This is a genomic window from Pseudokineococcus lusitanus, from assembly GCF_003751265.1.
Lineage (GTDB): Bacteria > Actinomycetota > Actinomycetes > Actinomycetales > Quadrisphaeraceae > Pseudokineococcus > Pseudokineococcus lusitanus.
Genome location: NZ_RJKN01000002.1, coordinates 306,822 through 324,377 on the forward strand (window position 1 = coordinate 306,822; position 17,556 = coordinate 324,377).

Consider the following 17,556-nt stretch of genomic DNA (forward strand, 5'->3'; position numbering starts at 1 on the left):
GACCACCGCCCGGCCGGCCCCGCACCACCGCCGCACGACCCGCCCTCCCCGCACCCCGCGCAGCCAGGAGCACCCATGCCCACCTTCGAGATCGGCGCCGAGGACTTCCTCCTCGACGGCCGGCCCCTGCGGCTCGTGTCCGGCGCGCTGCACTACTTCCGCACGCACCCCGACGCGTGGGCCGACCGGCTGCGCACCGCGCGCCTCATGGGCCTCAACACCGTCGAGACGTACGTGCCGTGGAACTTCCACAGCCCCCGCCGCGGCGAGCTGCGCCTCGACGGCCCCGCGGACCTCGGGCGGTTCCTCGACCTCGCCGCCGCCGAGGGCCTGCACGCCGTCGTGCGCCCCGGCCCCTTCGTCTGCGCCGAGTGGGACGGCGGCGGCCTCCCGGCGTGGCTGCTGGCCGAGGCCGGCGTCGGCGTGCGCCGCGCCGAGCCACGCTTCCTGGCGGCCGTCGAGGAGCACTTCTCGGCGCTGCTGCCCGTCGTCGCGGAGCGGCAGGTCACGCGCGGCGGCAACGTCGTGCTCGTCCAGGTCGAGAACGAGTACGGCGCCTACGACGAGGACGCCGACCCCGCCGACCGGCAGAAGTACCTCGAGGCCCTCGTCGACGTCGTCCGCGGCGCCGGCATCGACGTCCCGTTGATCACCTGCGACCAGGCCGATGACGCCATGCTCGAGCGCGGCGGCCTGCCCGGCCTCCACCGGACGGCCACCTTCGGCTCCCGCTCCCGCGAGCGCCTCGAGGTGCTCCGCCGCCACCAGCCCACCGGGCCGCTCATGTGCACGGAGTTCTGGGCCGGGTGGTTCGACACGTGGGGCGGGCACCACCACGTGCCCCCGGCCGGGACGAGCGCCGGCGACCTCGACGACCTCCTCGCGGCGGGCGCCTCGGTCAACATCTACATGGCCCACGGCGGCACGAACTTCGGCACGACGAGCGGCGCCAACCACAAGGGCGTCTACGCGCCGACGACGACGTCCTACGACTACGGCGCGCCCATCAGCGAGGACGGCACGCCCGGGCCGCTCTTCGACGCCTTCCGGACGGTCATCGCCCGGCACGAGCCCGTGCCCGCCGAGGTGCCCGCGCCGCGCGCGCCCGCGCCGACGCTCGACGTCGCCCTCGACCACCGGCTCGACGTCGCGGACGCGACGGCGGCCCTCGGGCCGTGGCGCACGTGGGACCACCTCCCCACCGCCGACGAGGTCGAGCAGTGGACCGGCCTCGTGCTCTACGCCGCCGACGTCACGGCCGCCGACCGCGCCGTCGTCCTCGGCGAGGTCCGCGACCACGCCGTCGCCCGCCTCGACCGCGACCCCGTGGCCGTCCTCGACCGGGCGCGCGGCGACCGCGTCGTCCCGCTGCCCGCCCGCGCGGGCGAGCTGCAGCTCCTCGTCGAGGACATGGGCCGCGTCAACTACGGCGAGCGCATCGGCGAGGCGAAGGGCCTGGTGGGCCCGGCCCGCACGGCCGCCCGCGGGCTGACGGCCTGGCGGACGGCCGCGCTGGACCTCGAGGACGTCACCGCCCTCACCGCGCAGGTGCGGGCGACGCCCGCCACGGCGCCCGACGCCCCCGTCGTCGGCCCGGCCTTCTGCGCCGGCACCTTCGACGCCGCACCGGGCGCCGACCACTTCTTCTCGGTCGACGGCTGGGGCAAGGGCCTCGTCTGGGTGAACGGCTGGTGCCTGGGCCGCTACTGGGGCGCCGGACCGGCCCGCACCCTCTACGTGCCCGGGCCCCTCCTGCGCGCCGAGGGCAACGAGCTGCTCGTCCTCGAGCTGCACGGCGCCGCGGCCGCCTGCGGGCGCCTCGTCGACGCGCCCGACCTGGGGCACACCGAGTTCTGACCCCGCCGTCGCCGCCCCTCCGGGCGGCGACGGCCCTCCGACGCACCACCGCACGACCCCGCACGCGACGACGACGACGCGAGAGGCACTCCCATGACGACCGACCACCACGCCCCGACGACCCGGGGCCGCACCGGCCGCGGGACGCCCCGGCCGGGACGGCGGGTGCGGCGCTCCGCCGCCGCCGTCGGCCTCGCCGCCGTCCTCGCGGCGACGGCCCTGCCGGCCGCCGGCGCACCGGCCGCCGCCCCCGACGACGCGGCCGCCCAGGACGTCGCGCAGGTGACCGTCCGGCCCGACCCGTCCTACCGCGGCGAGGCCTTCGAGGGCTGGGGCACGAGCCTCGTGTGGTTCGCCAACGCCACCGGCGACTACCCCGACGAGGTGCGCGAGCGGCTGGCGGACCTGCTCTTCGGCGAGGACGGGCTGCGGCTCAACATCGCCCGCTACAACGTCGGCGGCGGCAACGCCCCCGACGTCCCCGACTACCTGCGCCCGGGCGGCGCCGTCCCCGGCTGGTGGCAGGCACCGGAGGGCACCACCCGCGAGGACACGGACTGGTGGGACCCGGAGAACCCGGAGCACTGGGACGAGGAGGCGGACGCGGCGCAGCGCTGGTGGGTCGACCGCATCAAGGGCGACGTCACCCACTGGGAGGCGTTCAGCAACTCCCCGCCGTGGTTCCAGACGGTCAGCGGCTACACGTCCGGCGGCTTCGACTCGAGCGCGGACCAGATCCGCTCCGACCGGGTCGACGACTTCGCCGCCTACATGACCGGCGTCGTCGACCGGCTCGAGGCCGCGCACGGCATCGACGTCGACACGATCGACCCGCTCAACGAGCCGAACACCCCCTACTGGGGAACGCAGCTCGGCGAGGACGGCAACCCGACCGGCGGCCGTCAGGAGGGCGCCCACGCGGGTCCCCGCTCGCAGGCCGAGGTCCTCGCGGCGCTCGACCGCGCGCTGGAGACCGCCGGCACCGACGCGGTGATCTCGGCGATGGACGAGACGAACCCGGGCACCTTCGCCACCAACTGGTACGCCTACCCGGACGAGGTGCGCGACGCCGTCGAGCAGCTCAACGTCCACACGTACGGCACCGGCCAGCGTCCCGTCGTCCGCGACATCGCCAAGGGCTGGGACAAGCCGCTGTGGCAGAGCGAGGTCGAGGGCTCGTGGGGCTCCGGGCAGGACTTCGAGTCCATGGAGCCCGGTCTTGGCATGGCCGGCCGCATCGTCGACGACCTCCGCGAGCTCGAGCCGACGGCCTGGGTGTTCTGGCAGCCCGTCGAGGACTACGACAACATGAAGCCGGGCGGCGAGAGCGCGGCGGGCGCTAACTGGGGCAGCATCCAGCTCCCCTTCGACTGCACGGCCGAGGACACCCTCGAGACCTGCCCGATCTACACCAACACGAAGTTCGACACGACGCGGAACTTCACCCACTACATCCGCCCCGGCGACCACCTCCTCGGCGTCGACGACACCTCGACCGTCGCGGCGGAGACCCGCCGGGGCGCCACCGTCGTGCACGTCAACGACACGGCCGCGCCGCGCGAGGTGACGCTCGACCTGTCCGGCTTCCGGCTCGTCCAGCGGGGCGCCACGGTCACGCCCGTCGTCACCGACGCGGACGGCGCCCTCGTCGGGGGCGAGCCCGTGCCTGTCGCCGACGAGCGCGCGAGCCTCGTCGTGCCCGCGGAGTCCGTGACGACCTTCCTCGTCCGCGGCGTCCGCGGCGCCGACGCCCGCGAGGCCACGGTGCAGGACGGCCACGTCTACCGCCTCGACGGCGTCCAGAGCGACCGCCTGCTGGCGGCGGAGGGCGACGGCGCGGTGATCCGCGGCGACGACGTCTCCGCCGTCGAGCAGCTGTGGCGGCTGGAGGCCGTGACCGGCACCGGCAACCAGACGGAGTACGCGCTGACCTCGGCCGCCGACGGCCGCGTGCTGCGGGACGGCACCGACGGCCTCGTCCTCGTGGACGGTGACCCCGCGTCCGACCCGGCCGCCCGCTGGGTCGGCTCGACGACGGGCGACGGGACCTGGACCTTCGTCAACCGCGGCACGACCCGCCTGCTCGACGTCGGCGGCCAGGCGACGGCCGACGGCTCCCCCGTCGGCACGTGGCAGGCGGGCGGCGGCGCCAACCAGCGCTGGGCGCTCGTCGACGAGACCGTGCTGGGCGGGGCCCCGGTGGAGGTCTTCACGCCCACGGGCGAGGTCCCGCAGCTGCCGGCCACCGTGCCGACGCGGCTGCGCGGGGGCACGGGCGTCGCGGTGCCCGTCACCTGGCGCCTGCCCGCGCCGCGGGTCTGGGACAGCCCGGGGACGCGCACCGTGCGCGGCACCGCGACCGATCTCACCGGCCGGACGCACCGCGTCGAGGCGACGGTCGTCGTCGACACGCTGACGACGACGGAGCCCGCGGCGGCCGCGACCGTGCCCGGCGAGCTGCCCGTCCTCCCGGCGTCCGTGACGGCGACCGGCTCGCTCGGCGTGCCGGTGCAGCGCCCCGTCGTCTGGGACGCCGTCGACGTCGCCGACCTCGCCGAGGTGGGTCAGGTCGAGGTGACCGGCACGGTCGACGCCGGGGCCGGACGCACGCTGCCCGCCGTGGCCGTCGTCGACGTCACGCCCGGGGTGCCGGGCAACGTCGCCCTGGACGCCGGCGTCTCCTACGCCGCGTCCTTCAGCGAGCCGGGGTACGGCCCGGCCGGACTGCGGGACGGGCGGACCACCGACAAGGCGTGGTCGACGTGGACGCCGGACCAGTCGCGCGGCGCCGAGACGCTGACGGCCACGCTGCCCGCACCGCGCACGGTGACCGGCCTGCGGCTGCACGTGCTGCCGGAGGGCGAGGGCACCGCCCCCGTGGACGCCCGGGTCCAGGTGCGGGCGGCGGACGGCACGTGGGTCGACGCCGGGTCCGTCACCGGCCCCGCCACGGCGACCGTCGTCGACGTCCCGCTCACGACGCCGACCCGCTCGGACGCCGTCCGGGTGGTGCTGACGCCGGCGGCGGGCCGGTACCTCGTGGCCTCGGAGCTCGAGGTGCTGGCGCTCGTCCCCGGGACGCCCGCCGGCTGACCGAGCGCTCCCACCGCAGGCCCGTCCCCCTCGGGGGGCGGGCCTGCGGCATGTCCGGGCCCGTCCCGGTCCCCGAAACATTCGAGACCGATCCGTGACGGGTGGACCTCGGCGAAGTGCTTGACAGGCCCCACCGGCGGACCGCAGGGTTCAGGCGTCGCGTGAGAGCGCTTCCACGGCGTCGTGGACGGCTCGGCGACCGCACCGACCCAGGACGACGGTCGTCCCGGGCGGCGAGACCGCCCCATCGGTCCGCCGACGTCACCGACACGTCCCGCACCTTTCGTCAGCCCGGGCCCGCACCGTCGCGGTCCCGGGGGCCGGTCGCCCGGGCTCTCGCCCGGCGCCGGCAGCCGGACCCAGCCCGTCGTCGACCGACCTCCTCCCCCGGGGGAGGTCCGTGAGGAGAACCCGTGCACCGCTTCCGCTCCCGCAGGGCCGTCACCGCGGTCGCCGCCCTCGGCGTCACGTCCCTCGGCCTGGCCGCCTGCGGCGGGTCGTCCGCCGACGGCGCCGGCCCGGTCGGCACCGCCGACCCCGACGAGGCCGTGACGATCACCGTCGACAGCTTCGGCGGCATCTTCGCCAACTACGAGAAGGCGGGACTCCTCGACCAGTACCAGGAGGAGCACCCCAACGTCACGATCGAGTACTCCGAGGTCCAGCAGGAGAGCGACTACTGGACGGCCCTCGCGACGAAGATCAACTCCGGCTCGGGCCTGGCCGACATCCAGCCCCTCGAGATCAGCCGGGCGGCGCTCGTGGCGAGCCAGCAGCAGGACGTCTGGACGGACATGCTCCAGACGCCCGTCGCCGACCAGCTCGAGGAGGAGACCGACGCGGCCGTCGGCGCCGTGACGACCCAGGACGGCGCCGTGCTCGGCCTGCCGACCGACGCCGGCCCCATGGCCATCTGCTACCGCAGCGACAAGCTCGAGGAGGCGGGCCTGCCGTCCGACCCCGCCGAGCTCGCGCAGCAGATCACCGACTGGGACTCCTACGAGTCCGTGGGCGAGCAGTACGCCGCGGCCACGGACGGCGCCGCCTGGATGGACTCGGTCGGCGGCTACTACCGCGTCCTCACCTCGGTCGAGCCCGTCCGCAACTACGACGAGGAGGGCGAGCCGACCTGGGAGTCCAACGACACGGTCAGGCCGTCCTTCGACCGCGCGGCCGGTGCGGCGGAGAAGGGCCTCACGGCCGGGCTGTCCCAGTTCGACCCGGCGTGGAACACGGCCATGAACACCGGTGACTTCGCCACCATCGCCTGCCCGGCGTGGATGCTCGGCTACATCAAGCAGCAGGCCGGTGACGAGAACGCCGGGAACTGGGACGTCCTGCCCCTCCCGCAGCAGCTCGGCGGCAACTGGGGCGGCTCCTTCCTCGCCGTCCCGCAGGACAGCCCCAACCGCGAGGCGGCCGTGGAGCTCGCCGCCTTCCTCACGAGCGCCGACGCGGAGGCCGACGAGTTCCGGCAGGGGCTCGCGTACCCGTCCAACACGGCCGCCCAGGAGCAGACGCTGGACGTGACCGACGAGTACTTCAACGGCGCGCCCATCGGGGAGATCTTCTCGACGGCGGCCCAGGCGGCCCCGAACCAGCCGCTCGGCGTGGACGACGGCGCCATCGACCAGGCCATCGGCGACGCGCTCACCGCCGTCGAGGCCAACGGCGTGGCGCCCGACGAGGCGTGGCAGCTGGCCGTCCGCACCATCAACGACACGGTCGGCTGACGACCGGGCGCACGGGTGGCCCCCCGCTCACCAGCGGGGGGCCGCCCGTCCACCGCGGCGGCCCGCGCCGCCGCGGTCGTCCCGCCCCGCGGGACCCCCACCCGGTGAGCGCCGGCGCCGACGCGCCGGCCGAGGAGGAGAGCTGACATGGCGGCCCACGCACCGACGACGACCCCCGCGGAGCCCGCGGGGGCCGGGCACCCCCCGACGCGCACGCCACCGGACGAGGTCGCGCGGCGGTCGCGCCGGGAGGGCCGCGCCTACCGCCGCGCGCCGTACGTCTACATCGCGCCGTTCTTCCTGCTCTTCGGCGCCTTCGGCCTCTTCCCGCTCGTCTACACCGTGTGGATCAGCTTCCAGGAGTACCGCCTCGGCGGGGGCGACCCGGAGTTCGTCGGGTGGGACAACTACGTCTGGCTCTTCGGCAGCCCGTCCTTCTACAACAGCCTGTGGAAGACGCTGACCATCGGCCTCATCTCCACCGTGCCGCAGCTGCTCATGGCCCTCGGCCTCGCGCACCTGCTGAACATGAACATGCGCGTCCGGGCCTTCTTCCGGGTCTCGATGATCGTGCCCTACGCCACCTCGCTCGTGGCGGCCACGCTCGTGTTCGCGTCGATCTTCGCGAACACGCCCGGCGGGCTCATGAACGTCGTGCTGGGGATGGTCGGCATCGACCCGATCAACTGGACGAACGGCAACTGGACCGCGCAGATCGCCATCGCGACCATCGTCACCTGGCACTGGACGGGCTACAACGCGCTCATCTACCTGGCGGGCATGCAGTCCATCCCCAAGGACCTCTACGAGGCGGCCTCCATCGACGGCGCCGGCCGTTTCCGCCAGTTCCTCCACGTGACGGTCCCCGGCCTGCGGCCGACGATCCTCTTCACCATCGTGCTCTCCACGATCGGCGCGACCCAGCTCTTCACCGAGCCGTTCCTCTTCGGCAACGGCGCGGAGGGCGGGGCGCTCGGCCAGTACCAGGTGCTGACGCTGTACATGTACAACATCGGCTTCGAGATCGGCCGCCTCGGCCGTGCCGCCGCCATCGCCTGCGTCACCCTGATCATCGTCATCGCCCTCGTCCTGCTCAACACGGGCCTCGCCTTCCTGCGCACCCGTGACAAGAGCCAGCCGCTGCTGCGACGACGCCGCGGCGCCTCCTCGAAGAAGGTGTCCCGATGACCTCGACGCCCGACGTCCGCGTGGCCGCGGCCCTGCCGGCGGCGACCGCGCCCCGCCGTCGCCGCCGCGCCGAGGACAGCGCCGGCCCGCTCACCTACGTGGTGCTGACCGTCACGGCGCTGCTCTTCCTCTTCCCCTTCTACTACTCCCTCGTCGCCGCGTCGCACTCGCCCTCCGACCTCTACGACGGCACCCCGCCCCTGCTGCCCGGGCCCCAGATCTTCGAGAACATGCGGCTGGCGCTCGAGCAGGCCGACCTCGTCGCGGCCCTCGGGCGCTCGCTCGTCGTCTCCCTCGCGGTCACCGCCACCACGGTCTTCTTCTGCACCCTGGCGGGCTTCGCCTTCGCCAAGTCGCGGTTCCGCGGCCGCAACGCCCTCTTCGGCATCACGGTGGCGACGCTGACGATCCCGCCGACGCTGAGCATCATCCCGCTCTACGTCGTCATGACCCGGCTGGGCCTCGTCAACAACCTCATGTCCGTCATCCTCCCGGGCGCCGTGACGGCCTTCGGCGTCTTCTTCATGCGGCAGTTCATCTCCCAGGCCCTCCCCGACGAGCTCGTGGAGGCGGCCCGGGTCGACGGCGCGTCGATGCACCGCACGGTCTTCGCGATCGTCTTCCCGCTGGCCCGCCCCGGGATGGCCGTGCTGGGGATCCTGTCCTTCATGGCCGCCTGGAACGACTTCCTGTGGCCCTTCATCGTCGTGCGGCAGAGCCCGACGATCCAGGTGGCCGTCGCCGGCATCGGCGCGGGCTACACCCCGGACATCTCCGTCATCCTCGCGGGCACCGTCCTCGCCACCGTGCCGCTGCTCGTCGTCACGGCGATCTTCGGCCGCCAGATCGTCGGCGGCATCACCGCGGGCGCGGTCAAGGGCTGACGACCCCGGCGCCGGCCGCGGGAGGGGTGTCCACGGGGGGGCCCCTCCCGCGCGGCGGGGCACCGGACGGGGCAGTACCTTCCGCCCGTGCACGCAGAGGGCGCGGACGGCGTCGACGAGGTCGGCGCGGGCACGGCACCCGGCCCGGCGGTCCCGCCGGACCTCCTGGAGGCCTTGTCCTCGGGCATCGCGGAGCTGCGCGCGCGGGAACGCGGGCTGCTGCAGGCCGGGCTGTCCTTCAGCGTGGCCGACGCCCGCCTCCCCGACCTGCCGCTCGTCTGGGTGAGCCCGGCCTTCACGGCCCTGACGGGGTACCCGGTCGAGGAGGCGGTCGGGCAGAACTGCCGCTTCCTGCGCGGTGGACTCCTCGGGCCCGAGTCGACGGCTCTCGGCGCCGCGGCCGTCGCCGGCGAGGCGACGGTGCAGACGCTCCTCAACGTCCGGCGGGACGGCACCGTCTTCCACAACCGGGTCGCCCTCAGCCCGGTGCGGGACGCGGACGGCGTCCTCACCCACGTCGTCGGCGTCCAGACCGACGTCACCGACCTCGTCGAGGCCGCGCGCGACCGCGACGCCGCGGCCGCGGCCGAGCACGAGGCGCGGCTGCTCGCCGAGGGCGCCCTCGCCCGCGCCGAGGAGACCCGCCGCCACCTCGACCTCCTGGCGGACACCGAGGCCCGGCTGTCCGGCCACCTCGACGAGGAGACCTGCCGGCAGCGGCTCGCCGGGCTGACGGTGCCCGCGCTCGGCGACCGCGTCGTCGTCTGGACCGACGAGGGCCGGGGCCGGCCGCCCCGCGTCCAGGTGCACCCGGCGGACGACCCCGCGGCAGCCGCCCTCGCGGCGGCCGCGGCGGCGACCTCCCCCGCCCCGCCACCGGCCGGCGCGGTGGTGCTCGGCGCCGACGCCCGGCTCCTGGGGGCACCGCACGAGCCGGACCTCGCCCGGCTGCTGGACGGGCTCGGCCTGCTCGCCGCCGACGGGTCCGACGGCCGCACCGCCGTCGTCGTCGCCCTGCCGGGCGGCGGGCAGGTGCTCGACGTCGCCGTCGTCGTCCGCGAGCCCGGCCGGGTCCCGCTCACCGCCGACGAGGTCGTCCTCGCGGCCGAGCTCGGGCTGCGCTCGGGGGCCGCGCTGCACGCCGCCCGGGTCGCGGGCGAGCAGCGCACCATCGCGGAGACGCTGCAGCGCAGCCTCCTGCCCGTGCTCCCCGCCGTCCCCGGTGTCATCGCGGCCGCCCGCTACCGGGCCGCCGCCACCGGCGCGTCGGTGGGCGGCGACTTCTACGAGCTCCTCGACCTCACCGGCGGCGCGGTGGGGGTGGCCGTCGGCGACGTCGCCGGGCACGACGTCATGGCCGCCGCGGCCATGGGCCACCTGCGCGGGCTCCTGCGCGCGTGCGCGTGGGAGGCCTGGGAGGACCCGCCCGGCACCGCCGGCCGGGTCGACGCGCAGGGACGCCCCGTCGAGCGGCGCCGCCGGACGCAGTCGCCCGGGGCCGTGCTGCACCGCGTCGACCAGCTCGTCGTCGGCCTGCGCATCAGCACGCTCGCGACGCTGGCCTACGCGCGGCTCGAGCCCGACGGCGCGGGCGGCTGGTCGCTGCACCACGCGGCGGCGGGGCACCCGCCCTTCGTCATCCGGCAACCGGACGGCTCGGCCGAGGTGACCGCGGCCGACGAGGGGCTGCTGCTGGGCGTCCTGCCCGGCGAGCGCCCGACCACCCGGCGGGCCGTCGCGGCGGGCAGCACCCTCGTGGCCTTCACCGACGGCCTCGTCGAGCGCCGCGGGGAGCACCTCGACGAGGGGATCGAGCGGCTGCGCCGGCTCGTCGAGACGGGGCCCGCCGACGTCGAGGGGCTCGCGGACCACCTCGTCGCCCTCGCCGACGGCGACGACGACGCCGCGGTGCTCGTCGTCCACCTCGACGGGACGCCGACGGGCTGACCGGCCCCGCCCGGGGCGACGGCGTCAGACGCCGCGCAGGTCGAGCACGAGCTCGTCGGGGGCGTCGTCGCCCAGCACGACGGGGATGCCCCAGTCCTGCTGGTAGAGGTGGCAGGCGGCCCCGAGGAGGGCGTCGTCGTCCGCGCCGTCCGCGGGGGCGTCGCACGCCGCGGCCTGCGCCGACACGTGCAGGACCCCGCGGGTACCCGGCGTCCCGCGCAGCACGAGGTCGCGCCCGAGCTCCTCGCCGGCGCCGTCGCCCGCGGCGAGGAGGTCGGCGGGCGTGGCCGAGACGAGGACGCGGACGGGCGAGCCCCACCGGTCGTCGAGGTGCTGGCCGGTCGGCGGCGTGAAGCGGACGCGCAGCGCCACGGCGCCCGGGGCGAGCGGCGTCGGGGGGCGCTCGACGGACCCGGCCGACCCGCCGACGACGCGACCGGCGGTGAGCGGGAGCCGCAGCACCCGGTGCGCCCGGGACTCCACGACGACGAGCTCGGCCGCCTCCCCCTCGCCGACGACGGCGACGCCCGTCGGCTCGGCGAGGTCGCCGACGAGGGTGGTGACGGCGCCCGTCGTCGGGTCGTAGCGGCGGACGGCGCCGTTGTAGGTGTCCGCCACCGCGACCGAGCCGTCGGGCAGCACCGCGCCGCCGAGCGGGTGCTGCAGGAGCGCGCCCCCGGCCTCGCCGTCGCGGTCGCCGAACTCGAAGAGCCCCGAGCCGACGACCGTCGTGACCCGGTAGCCGGGCGCCGCGACGGGCGCGGCGTTGGCCAGCCGGACGTCCTCGACGGCGTGCACCGACCGGTCCACGGGGGCGCCGGTGCGCTCGAGGCGGCGCAGCGCCGACGTCTCGCTGTCGACGACCCACAGCACCGCGCCGTCCGCCGAGGGCACGAGGCGCGAGGTCTGCGCGAACCAGGCCTGCTCGGCGTCGCCGTCGCGCAGGCCCTCGGCCGACGTGCCGGCGAGGACGCGCACCGTCCCGTCCGCCGGCGCCGCGCCGGGCTCCAGCGCCCACAGCTGGTGGACGCCGGCCATGGCGACGACGACCTGGTCGTCCCACCACGCCACGTCCCACGGCGTCGAGAGGTCCTGCCGGAGAGCCGGTCCCCCACCCTCACGGCGCCGGAGCTGGCGGCCGGTTCCCGCGAGCGTGACGACCTCGCCGCCGTCGGCGCCCAACCGGACCCCGCGGACGGCGTGGTTGACGGTGTCGGCGACGAGGACGTCGACCCCGGTGCGGGCGGCCACGTCCGCGGGCAGGAGGCACAGGCCCTGCGGCTCGGCGAAGCGCGCGGTCGCGGCGGGCCCGTCGACGAGACCGCGCCCGCCGCCGCCGACGGCGCGCCGGACGGTCCGCCCGTCCTCGTCGAGGACGACGAGGCGGTGGTGACCGGTGTCGGACACGAGCAACCCGCCGCCGAGCCGCTCCGGCAGGGGCAGCACGCTGGACGGGAAGCGCAGGCCGTCGTCGTCGGCGTCCTCCGCCAGCGGCGTGAAGAGCCGCTCGCCGCGGACGAGCGTGCCGGCGGCCTCGTGCTCCGGGACGAGCTCCCCGAGCAGCCGCTCGAGCCCGTCCGCGTGCCCCTCGCCGGACAGCGACGCGACGACGTAGCCGGTCGGGTCGACGAGCACGAGCGTCGGCCAGGCGCGGGCCGCGTACGCCCGCCACGTCGTCATGTCCGCGTCGTCGAGGACGGGGTGGTGCACCTCGTAGCGGCGGACGGCGTCGTCGAGCACGCCCGGCTCGGCCTCGTGGGGGAACTTGGGCGAGTGCACGCCGACGACGACGAGCTCGGCGGCCCAGCGCTCCTCGAGCCCGCGGAGCTCGTCGAGGACGTGGAGGCAGTTGACGCAGCAGCTCGTCCAGAAGTCGAGGAGGACGAAGCGCCCCCGCAGGTCCGCCAGCCGCAGCGCCCGCCCGTCGGTGCCGACCCACCGGCGGCCGACGAGCTCGGGCGCGCGGGTGCGGGGCGTGCGGGCGGCGGCGGACGGCGTGGCGGCGGACGTGCTCACGGCGCCATCCTCCCCCGCCCGCGACCCGCCCCCCGCCGCCCCTCCGCCGCGGGGCGGTCAGACGTGGTCCGGCTGGACCCAGTCCTTCCCGAGCACGTGCTGGTCGAGGAAGCCGACGACCGTCTGGTACCAGGTGACGGCGCCGCCGGGCCGGAGCACCCAGTGGTTCTCGTCGGGGTAGTAGAGGAAGCGGTGGGGCGAGGAGCCGTCCTCGGCCTCGCTGCGGGACAGCAGGTCCCACCACAGACGGAGGCCCTCGCCGACGGGCACCCGGTAGTCCTTGTCGCCGTGGACGACGAGGACCGGCGTGGTGATCGCGTCGGCGTGCCGGTGCGGGCTGTTCTCCTCCGCCACCTGCGGCGTCATCTCGCGCGCCCAGAAGAAGCCGGCGTCCGTCGTGCCGGCGAACTGGTCGAGCGCCCAGAGGCTCGCGTGCGTGACGACGGCGTCGAAGCGGTCGGTGTGCCCCGCGACCCAGTTGGCCATGTAGCCGCCGAAGGACCCGCCCAGCGCGGCCGTCCGGGTGCCGTCGACGTCGTCGCGCGCCACGGCGCCGTCGACGGCGGCGAGGAGGTCGGTGTACGGCTCGCGGCCCCACCGGCCCCAGCCGCGGTCGACGAAGGCCTGGCCGTAGCCGGTCGACAACGCCGGGTCCGGCAGCAGCACCGCGTAGCCGCGGGACACGAGCAGCCACGGGTTCCACCGCCAGGACCAGGCGTTGGACGAGGCCAGCGGGCCGCCGTGGATGAACGTCGCGAGCGGCGCGGGGTGCTCGGCGTCGGCGCCGTGGGGCAGGCAGAGCCAGCTGCGCACCGTCGTGCCGTCCGGCGCGGTCGCGCTGACGTCCTCGAGCCGCCCGGGCAGCGCGAGCGGGGGCACGGGCGTCGGCAGGTGCTCGACCGTCCCGGCCGCGCCGGCGGGGCCGTCCTCGAGCCGGACCCGCACCGGGGCGGGCGCGGCGTCGTAGGCCGACCGCAGGGCGTAGGCCCAGCCGTCGGGGGTCACGCGGGCGCCCGCGTAGGCGCCGTGGTCGGCGGTGAGGCGCCGGACGTCGCCCGTGGCGGAGTCGACGAGGAAGAGCGGGCCGGCACCGCCCTCGTCGGCCTCGACGACGAGGTGCCGGCCGTCGGCGGTCCAGGAGACCGCGTCGGGCCAGCGGTCCCAGCCGCTCGTGAGGTGGCGGAGCGGCCCGGCGCCGGTGACGACGCCGTCGGCGTCCCGGCGGAGCTCGGCCGTGGCCACCCAGTGCGAGGTCGCGCGGTCCGCCGTGCCCACGCGGCTGACGACGAGGGCGACGGTGCCGCCGTCGGGGCTCACCCGCGCGCCCCGGTGCTCGAGGTCGCGCTCGTCCGCGAGCGTCGTGCGCCGCCCCGTGGCGACGTCGACGGCCACGAGGGTGTCGGACTGCTCGCCGTGCGCCCGGGGCACGACCCACGTGCCGACGGCGGTGCGCCCGTCGTCCGTGAGGGTCCAGCCGGTGTCCTCGAGCCCCGCACCGACGTGGCCGGTGAGGTCGCGCAGCTCGAGCCGCGGCTCCTCGGCGCCGACCTCGCCGGGCGCGGCCGCCAGCGGCTCCGCGGCGAGCAGGCGCGGGCGGGCGGGACCGAGGTCGGCGTCCCAGAAGCGGACCGGCGTGGCGGTGTGGAGGACGGCGCTGACGCCCGCCTCCGTGCGGGCGCGCCGCTCGTCGGCGTCGTCCCCGTCCCGCCCGGCGGCCGGCATCGTCGAGGACGTCAGCAGCAGCGTGCCCGCGGTGCGCGCCACGGCCTCGACGGCGACGCCGCCGGGCCGGGTCGCCACGAGCCGCGCCTCCCCGCCCGCCGCGGGCAGCGCCCACAGGGCCGGGGGCGCGTCGTCGTCCCCGCCGCCGCCCGCGGGCCGGCCGGGCGCCGTCGTGTCGGCGGGCCCCGGGTCGCTGCCCGGGTCCGGCGCCGGGGCGCCGCCCGCGCGCCCCGGCACGACCGGCGCGGGGCGACGGGCGGTGAAGAGCAGGTCCCCCTGCGGCGTCCACACGGGCGCGGCCTCGCCGGTGCCGCCGCGCGTGAGCCGTCGGCACGGCCCGCCGTCCAGCGGCGACTCCCAGAGGCTCGTCGCGTAGCCGGTGCCCTCGCCGTCGAGCGTGACGACGGCGAGCGCGAGGCGCCGCCCGTCCGGGCTGACCGCGAGGCCGCTCACCCGCGGCTGCGCGACGTACGCGTGGAGGTCGTGCAACGGGTCCGGGCCGGGCGTCGTCCGTGCGTCAGGGGTCACGGCACCGTGCTACCACGCGGCGGGCGCCGCGCAGGGGCGGCGGTCGCCCTGCGGGTCAGGGGCGGCCGCGGCCCTTCTCGGCGAGCATCGCGTTGTACGCGGTGAGGTCGGCGTCGCCGTCGCGGTCGGCGGCCCGGTCCCGGCGCCGCTGCTCCCGCTCGTCGCTGCGCGACCACTGGACGGCCACGACGACGAGCAGGACGACGGTCGGCAGCTCCCCGAGGCCCCAGGCGATGCTGCCGCCCGTGCGCTGGTCGGCGAGGGCGTCGATGCCCCAGCCGGTCGAGGAGAACCAGCTCTGGGCGAGCAGCGCCTCGCTCGAGATGATGGAGATCCCGAAGAAGGCGTGGAACGCCATCGTCGCGAAGAGCAGGACGAGGCGGAGCGGGTAGCCGAGCCGCGGCGGCCCCGGGTCGACCCCCACGAGCGCGTTGGTGAAGAGGAAGCCCACGCCCACGAAGTGGGCCGTCATGAGCAGGTGCCCGACGTGGGTGGACAGCGCCAGCTCGAACAGCGGCGTGTAGTAGAAGACGATCAGGCTGCCCGCGAAGAGCACCGCCGCGACGACGGGGTGGGACACGAAGCGGGCCCACCGCGACTCGACGAGCACGAGGAGCCACTCCCGCGGCCCCCGGGAGCCGTCCCGACGGCGCGGCAGCGAGCGGAGCGCGAGGGTGACCGGCGCGCCGAGCACGAGCCCGATGGGCACGAGCATCGACAGCGTCATGTGCTGGAGCATGTGCGCGCTGAAGACGGTGCGGCCGTACGCGGCCGGGGCGCCGCTCGTGAGGTAGGCCAGCAGCGCGGCGCCGAGGAGGAAGGCGACGGTGCGCCCGACCGGCCACCGGTCGCCGCGACGCCGCAGGGCGAGGACGCCGCGGACGTAGGCCAGGGCGAGGGCGATCGCGACGCCGAGCCAGAGCACGTCCGGCTGCCACTGGGTGAGGACGCTCGAGGGGCGGAAGGGCTCCGGCAGCAGCTCGCCGGTGAGGTACTCCGCCGGCGTCGGCGCGGGCGGCAGCTCCTGCGGCACGGGGGGCGGCGTCAGCGACAGGGCCGCGGCGACGCCGAGGACGCCGCCGACGAGGACGACCTCCCCCGCGACGAGGCGCCAGAAGGGGCCTCGCACGCGGTCGCCGGCGGTGGCGCGGGCGTCGAGGGTCGCGAGCAGCGAGCGCCGGTGAAGGTACCCGGCGACGCCGAGGACGACGCTCGCGACCGTCTTGACGAGGACGAGGCGGCCGTAGCCGGTGCCGAGCAGGTCGCCGAGGCCCGCGACCCGCAGCGACGCGTTGAGGACGCCGGAGACGACGACGAGGGCGAAGCCGACCCCGGCGAGGGTCGAGAAGCGGCGCGCGACGACGGGCAGCTCGGGGCCGAGGCGGCGGGCCGTGGCCACGAGCGCCATGAGCCCGCCGATCCACACGGCGACGCCCAGCACGTGCAGGCCCCAGGAGCTGACGGCCGTCTCGTGGCCGCTCGTGCCGGTGGAGTGCGCGTTGAGCGCCAGCGGCGCGAGGGCGAGGACGGCGAGCGCCGCCGTCCAGCCCGCCCCGGCCGGGGTGCGGACGCCGACGGCGGCCGTGGCGACGAGCGCGACGACGACGGCGGAGACGAGCAGGGCCTGGCCCTGGCCGATCTGCGTCGCGACGACGGCGAGCTGGCTGCCGAAGGTCGGGTCGGACAGGGCCGTGCCGGAGAGGTTGGCGGCGGTGAGGACGAGGACGGCGAGGCTCGCCGGCGTCCACACGAGGGAGCCGACCATCCCGGCGCGCAGCGCCGCCTGCCAGGACGGGGCCCTCGCCGGCACCACCCCCGCGGCGAGGACGAGGCCGCCGATCGTCACGGCGAGCGCGAGGTCGCGGACGACGACGGCGAGCGGGAGGCCGTAGCGGACGACGGCGCCCGGGTCGCGGACGAGGTCCGGCTCGGCGGCCCCGCCCTCGGCGAGCGCCCAGAGGAGGCCGGCGACGGCGACGACGGGCGTGAGGACCACGACGGCGAGCCACCAGCGCGGGAGGGGGCCCGTGGGCCCGTCCGCGGGCGTGCGCGTTGCGTCGTCGTCCCGCCGCGCCCTCGGCGCCGTCCCTGCGCTCACCGCACGAGGGTAGGCGCCCCCGGCGTCGTCCCGGTCGGCGGCCGCGCCCCGGACCTCCCGCCTCGCCGTGCCCGGACGGCAGGGATCTGTACGGTCGTCCCTCGTGAGCGAGGCGTCGGCGGCTGCCCCTGCGGACCAGGAGATCGTGGAGCTCCCGGCTCCGCCGCAACTCCCCGAGGGGGAGCCGGTGGCCGGGCCCTGGCGGACCCGTGCCGTCACCGACCTGCTGGACCGGCTGGAGCGCGCCGCGGGGACCGTGCGCGGCCGGCCGCGGGTCGTCGCCGTCGACGGCCGCGGTGGCGGCGGGAAGTCCACGACGGCCGCGCGGCTCGCCGCCGCGGCCCCGCAGGCGGTCGTCGTCGCCGCCGACGACGTCGCCTGGCACCACTCCTTCTTCGGGTGGACCGACCTCCTCGCCGAGGGCGTCCTGCGCCCCGCGCGCGAGGGGCGCGCCGTGTCCTACCGGCCGCCGGCGTGGGAGGCCCGCGGC

Annotated in this window: 9 protein-coding genes; 6 read left to right on the top strand and 3 right to left on the bottom strand. The window is 76.7% G+C overall.

Annotated elements, in window-relative coordinates; translation table 11 throughout:
• The first annotated feature begins 75 nt into the window (after positions 1–75).
• From EDC03_RS04620 to EDC03_RS04645, 6 genes are all read left to right on the top strand, one after another.
• Positions 76–1,857 (top strand): glycoside hydrolase family 35 protein, encoded by a 1,782-nt coding sequence (locus tag EDC03_RS04620; RefSeq protein ID WP_123379024.1) that lies wholly within the window; start codon positions 76–78, stop codon positions 1,855–1,857.
• Between the two features lie 93 nt (positions 1,858–1,950).
• Positions 1,951–4,950, top strand: a complete 3,000-nt coding sequence (locus EDC03_RS04625; RefSeq protein ID WP_123379025.1) for an RICIN domain-containing protein — start codon at positions 1,951–1,953, stop codon at positions 4,948–4,950.
• 413 nt (positions 4,951–5,363) lie between these two features.
• A complete protein-coding gene (locus tag EDC03_RS04630) occupies positions 5,364–6,683 on the top strand; it encodes an ABC transporter substrate-binding protein (RefSeq protein WP_123379026.1) in 1,320 nt (439 codons plus the stop codon).
• A 147-nt stretch (positions 6,684–6,830) separates the two neighbouring features.
• Positions 6,831–7,871, top strand: a complete 1,041-nt coding sequence (locus EDC03_RS04635; RefSeq protein WP_123379027.1) for a carbohydrate ABC transporter permease — start codon at positions 6,831–6,833, stop codon at positions 7,869–7,871.
• On the top strand, positions 7,868–8,755 hold the full coding sequence (locus EDC03_RS04640; RefSeq protein WP_123379028.1) for a carbohydrate ABC transporter permease: 888 nt from the start codon (positions 7,868–7,870) through the stop codon (positions 8,753–8,755). The genes EDC03_RS04635 and EDC03_RS04640 overlap by 4 nt, the downstream gene beginning before the upstream one ends.
• Before the next feature lie 87 nt (positions 8,756–8,842).
• Complete coding sequence (locus EDC03_RS04645) at positions 8,843–10,702, top strand: PP2C family protein-serine/threonine phosphatase (protein WP_123379029.1); 1,860 nt, start codon at positions 8,843–8,845, stop codon at positions 10,700–10,702.
• A gap of 24 nt (positions 10,703–10,726) precedes the next feature.
• Here EDC03_RS04645 and EDC03_RS04650 read toward each other — a convergent pair whose 3' ends face one another.
• The 3 genes from EDC03_RS04650 to EDC03_RS04660 are packed head-to-tail and all read right to left on the bottom strand — an operon-like array spanning position 10,727 to position 17,066.
• Positions 10,727–12,718, bottom strand: a complete 1,992-nt coding sequence (locus EDC03_RS04650; protein WP_123379030.1) for an NHL domain-containing thioredoxin family protein — start codon at positions 12,716–12,718, stop codon at positions 10,727–10,729.
• 57 nt (positions 12,719–12,775) lie between these two features.
• On the bottom strand, positions 12,776–14,968 hold the full coding sequence (locus EDC03_RS04655; protein ID WP_123379031.1) for a S9 family peptidase: 2,193 nt from the start codon (positions 14,966–14,968) through the stop codon (positions 12,776–12,778).
• A 55-nt stretch (positions 14,969–15,023) separates the two neighbouring features.
• The gene (locus tag EDC03_RS04660) at positions 15,024–17,066 is read right to left on the bottom strand and encodes a bifunctional copper resistance protein CopD/cytochrome c oxidase assembly protein (RefSeq protein ID WP_123379032.1); all 2,043 of its coding nucleotides are present in this window, start codon (positions 17,064–17,066) and stop codon (positions 15,024–15,026) included.
• Positions 17,067–17,556: the final 490 nt, after the last annotated feature.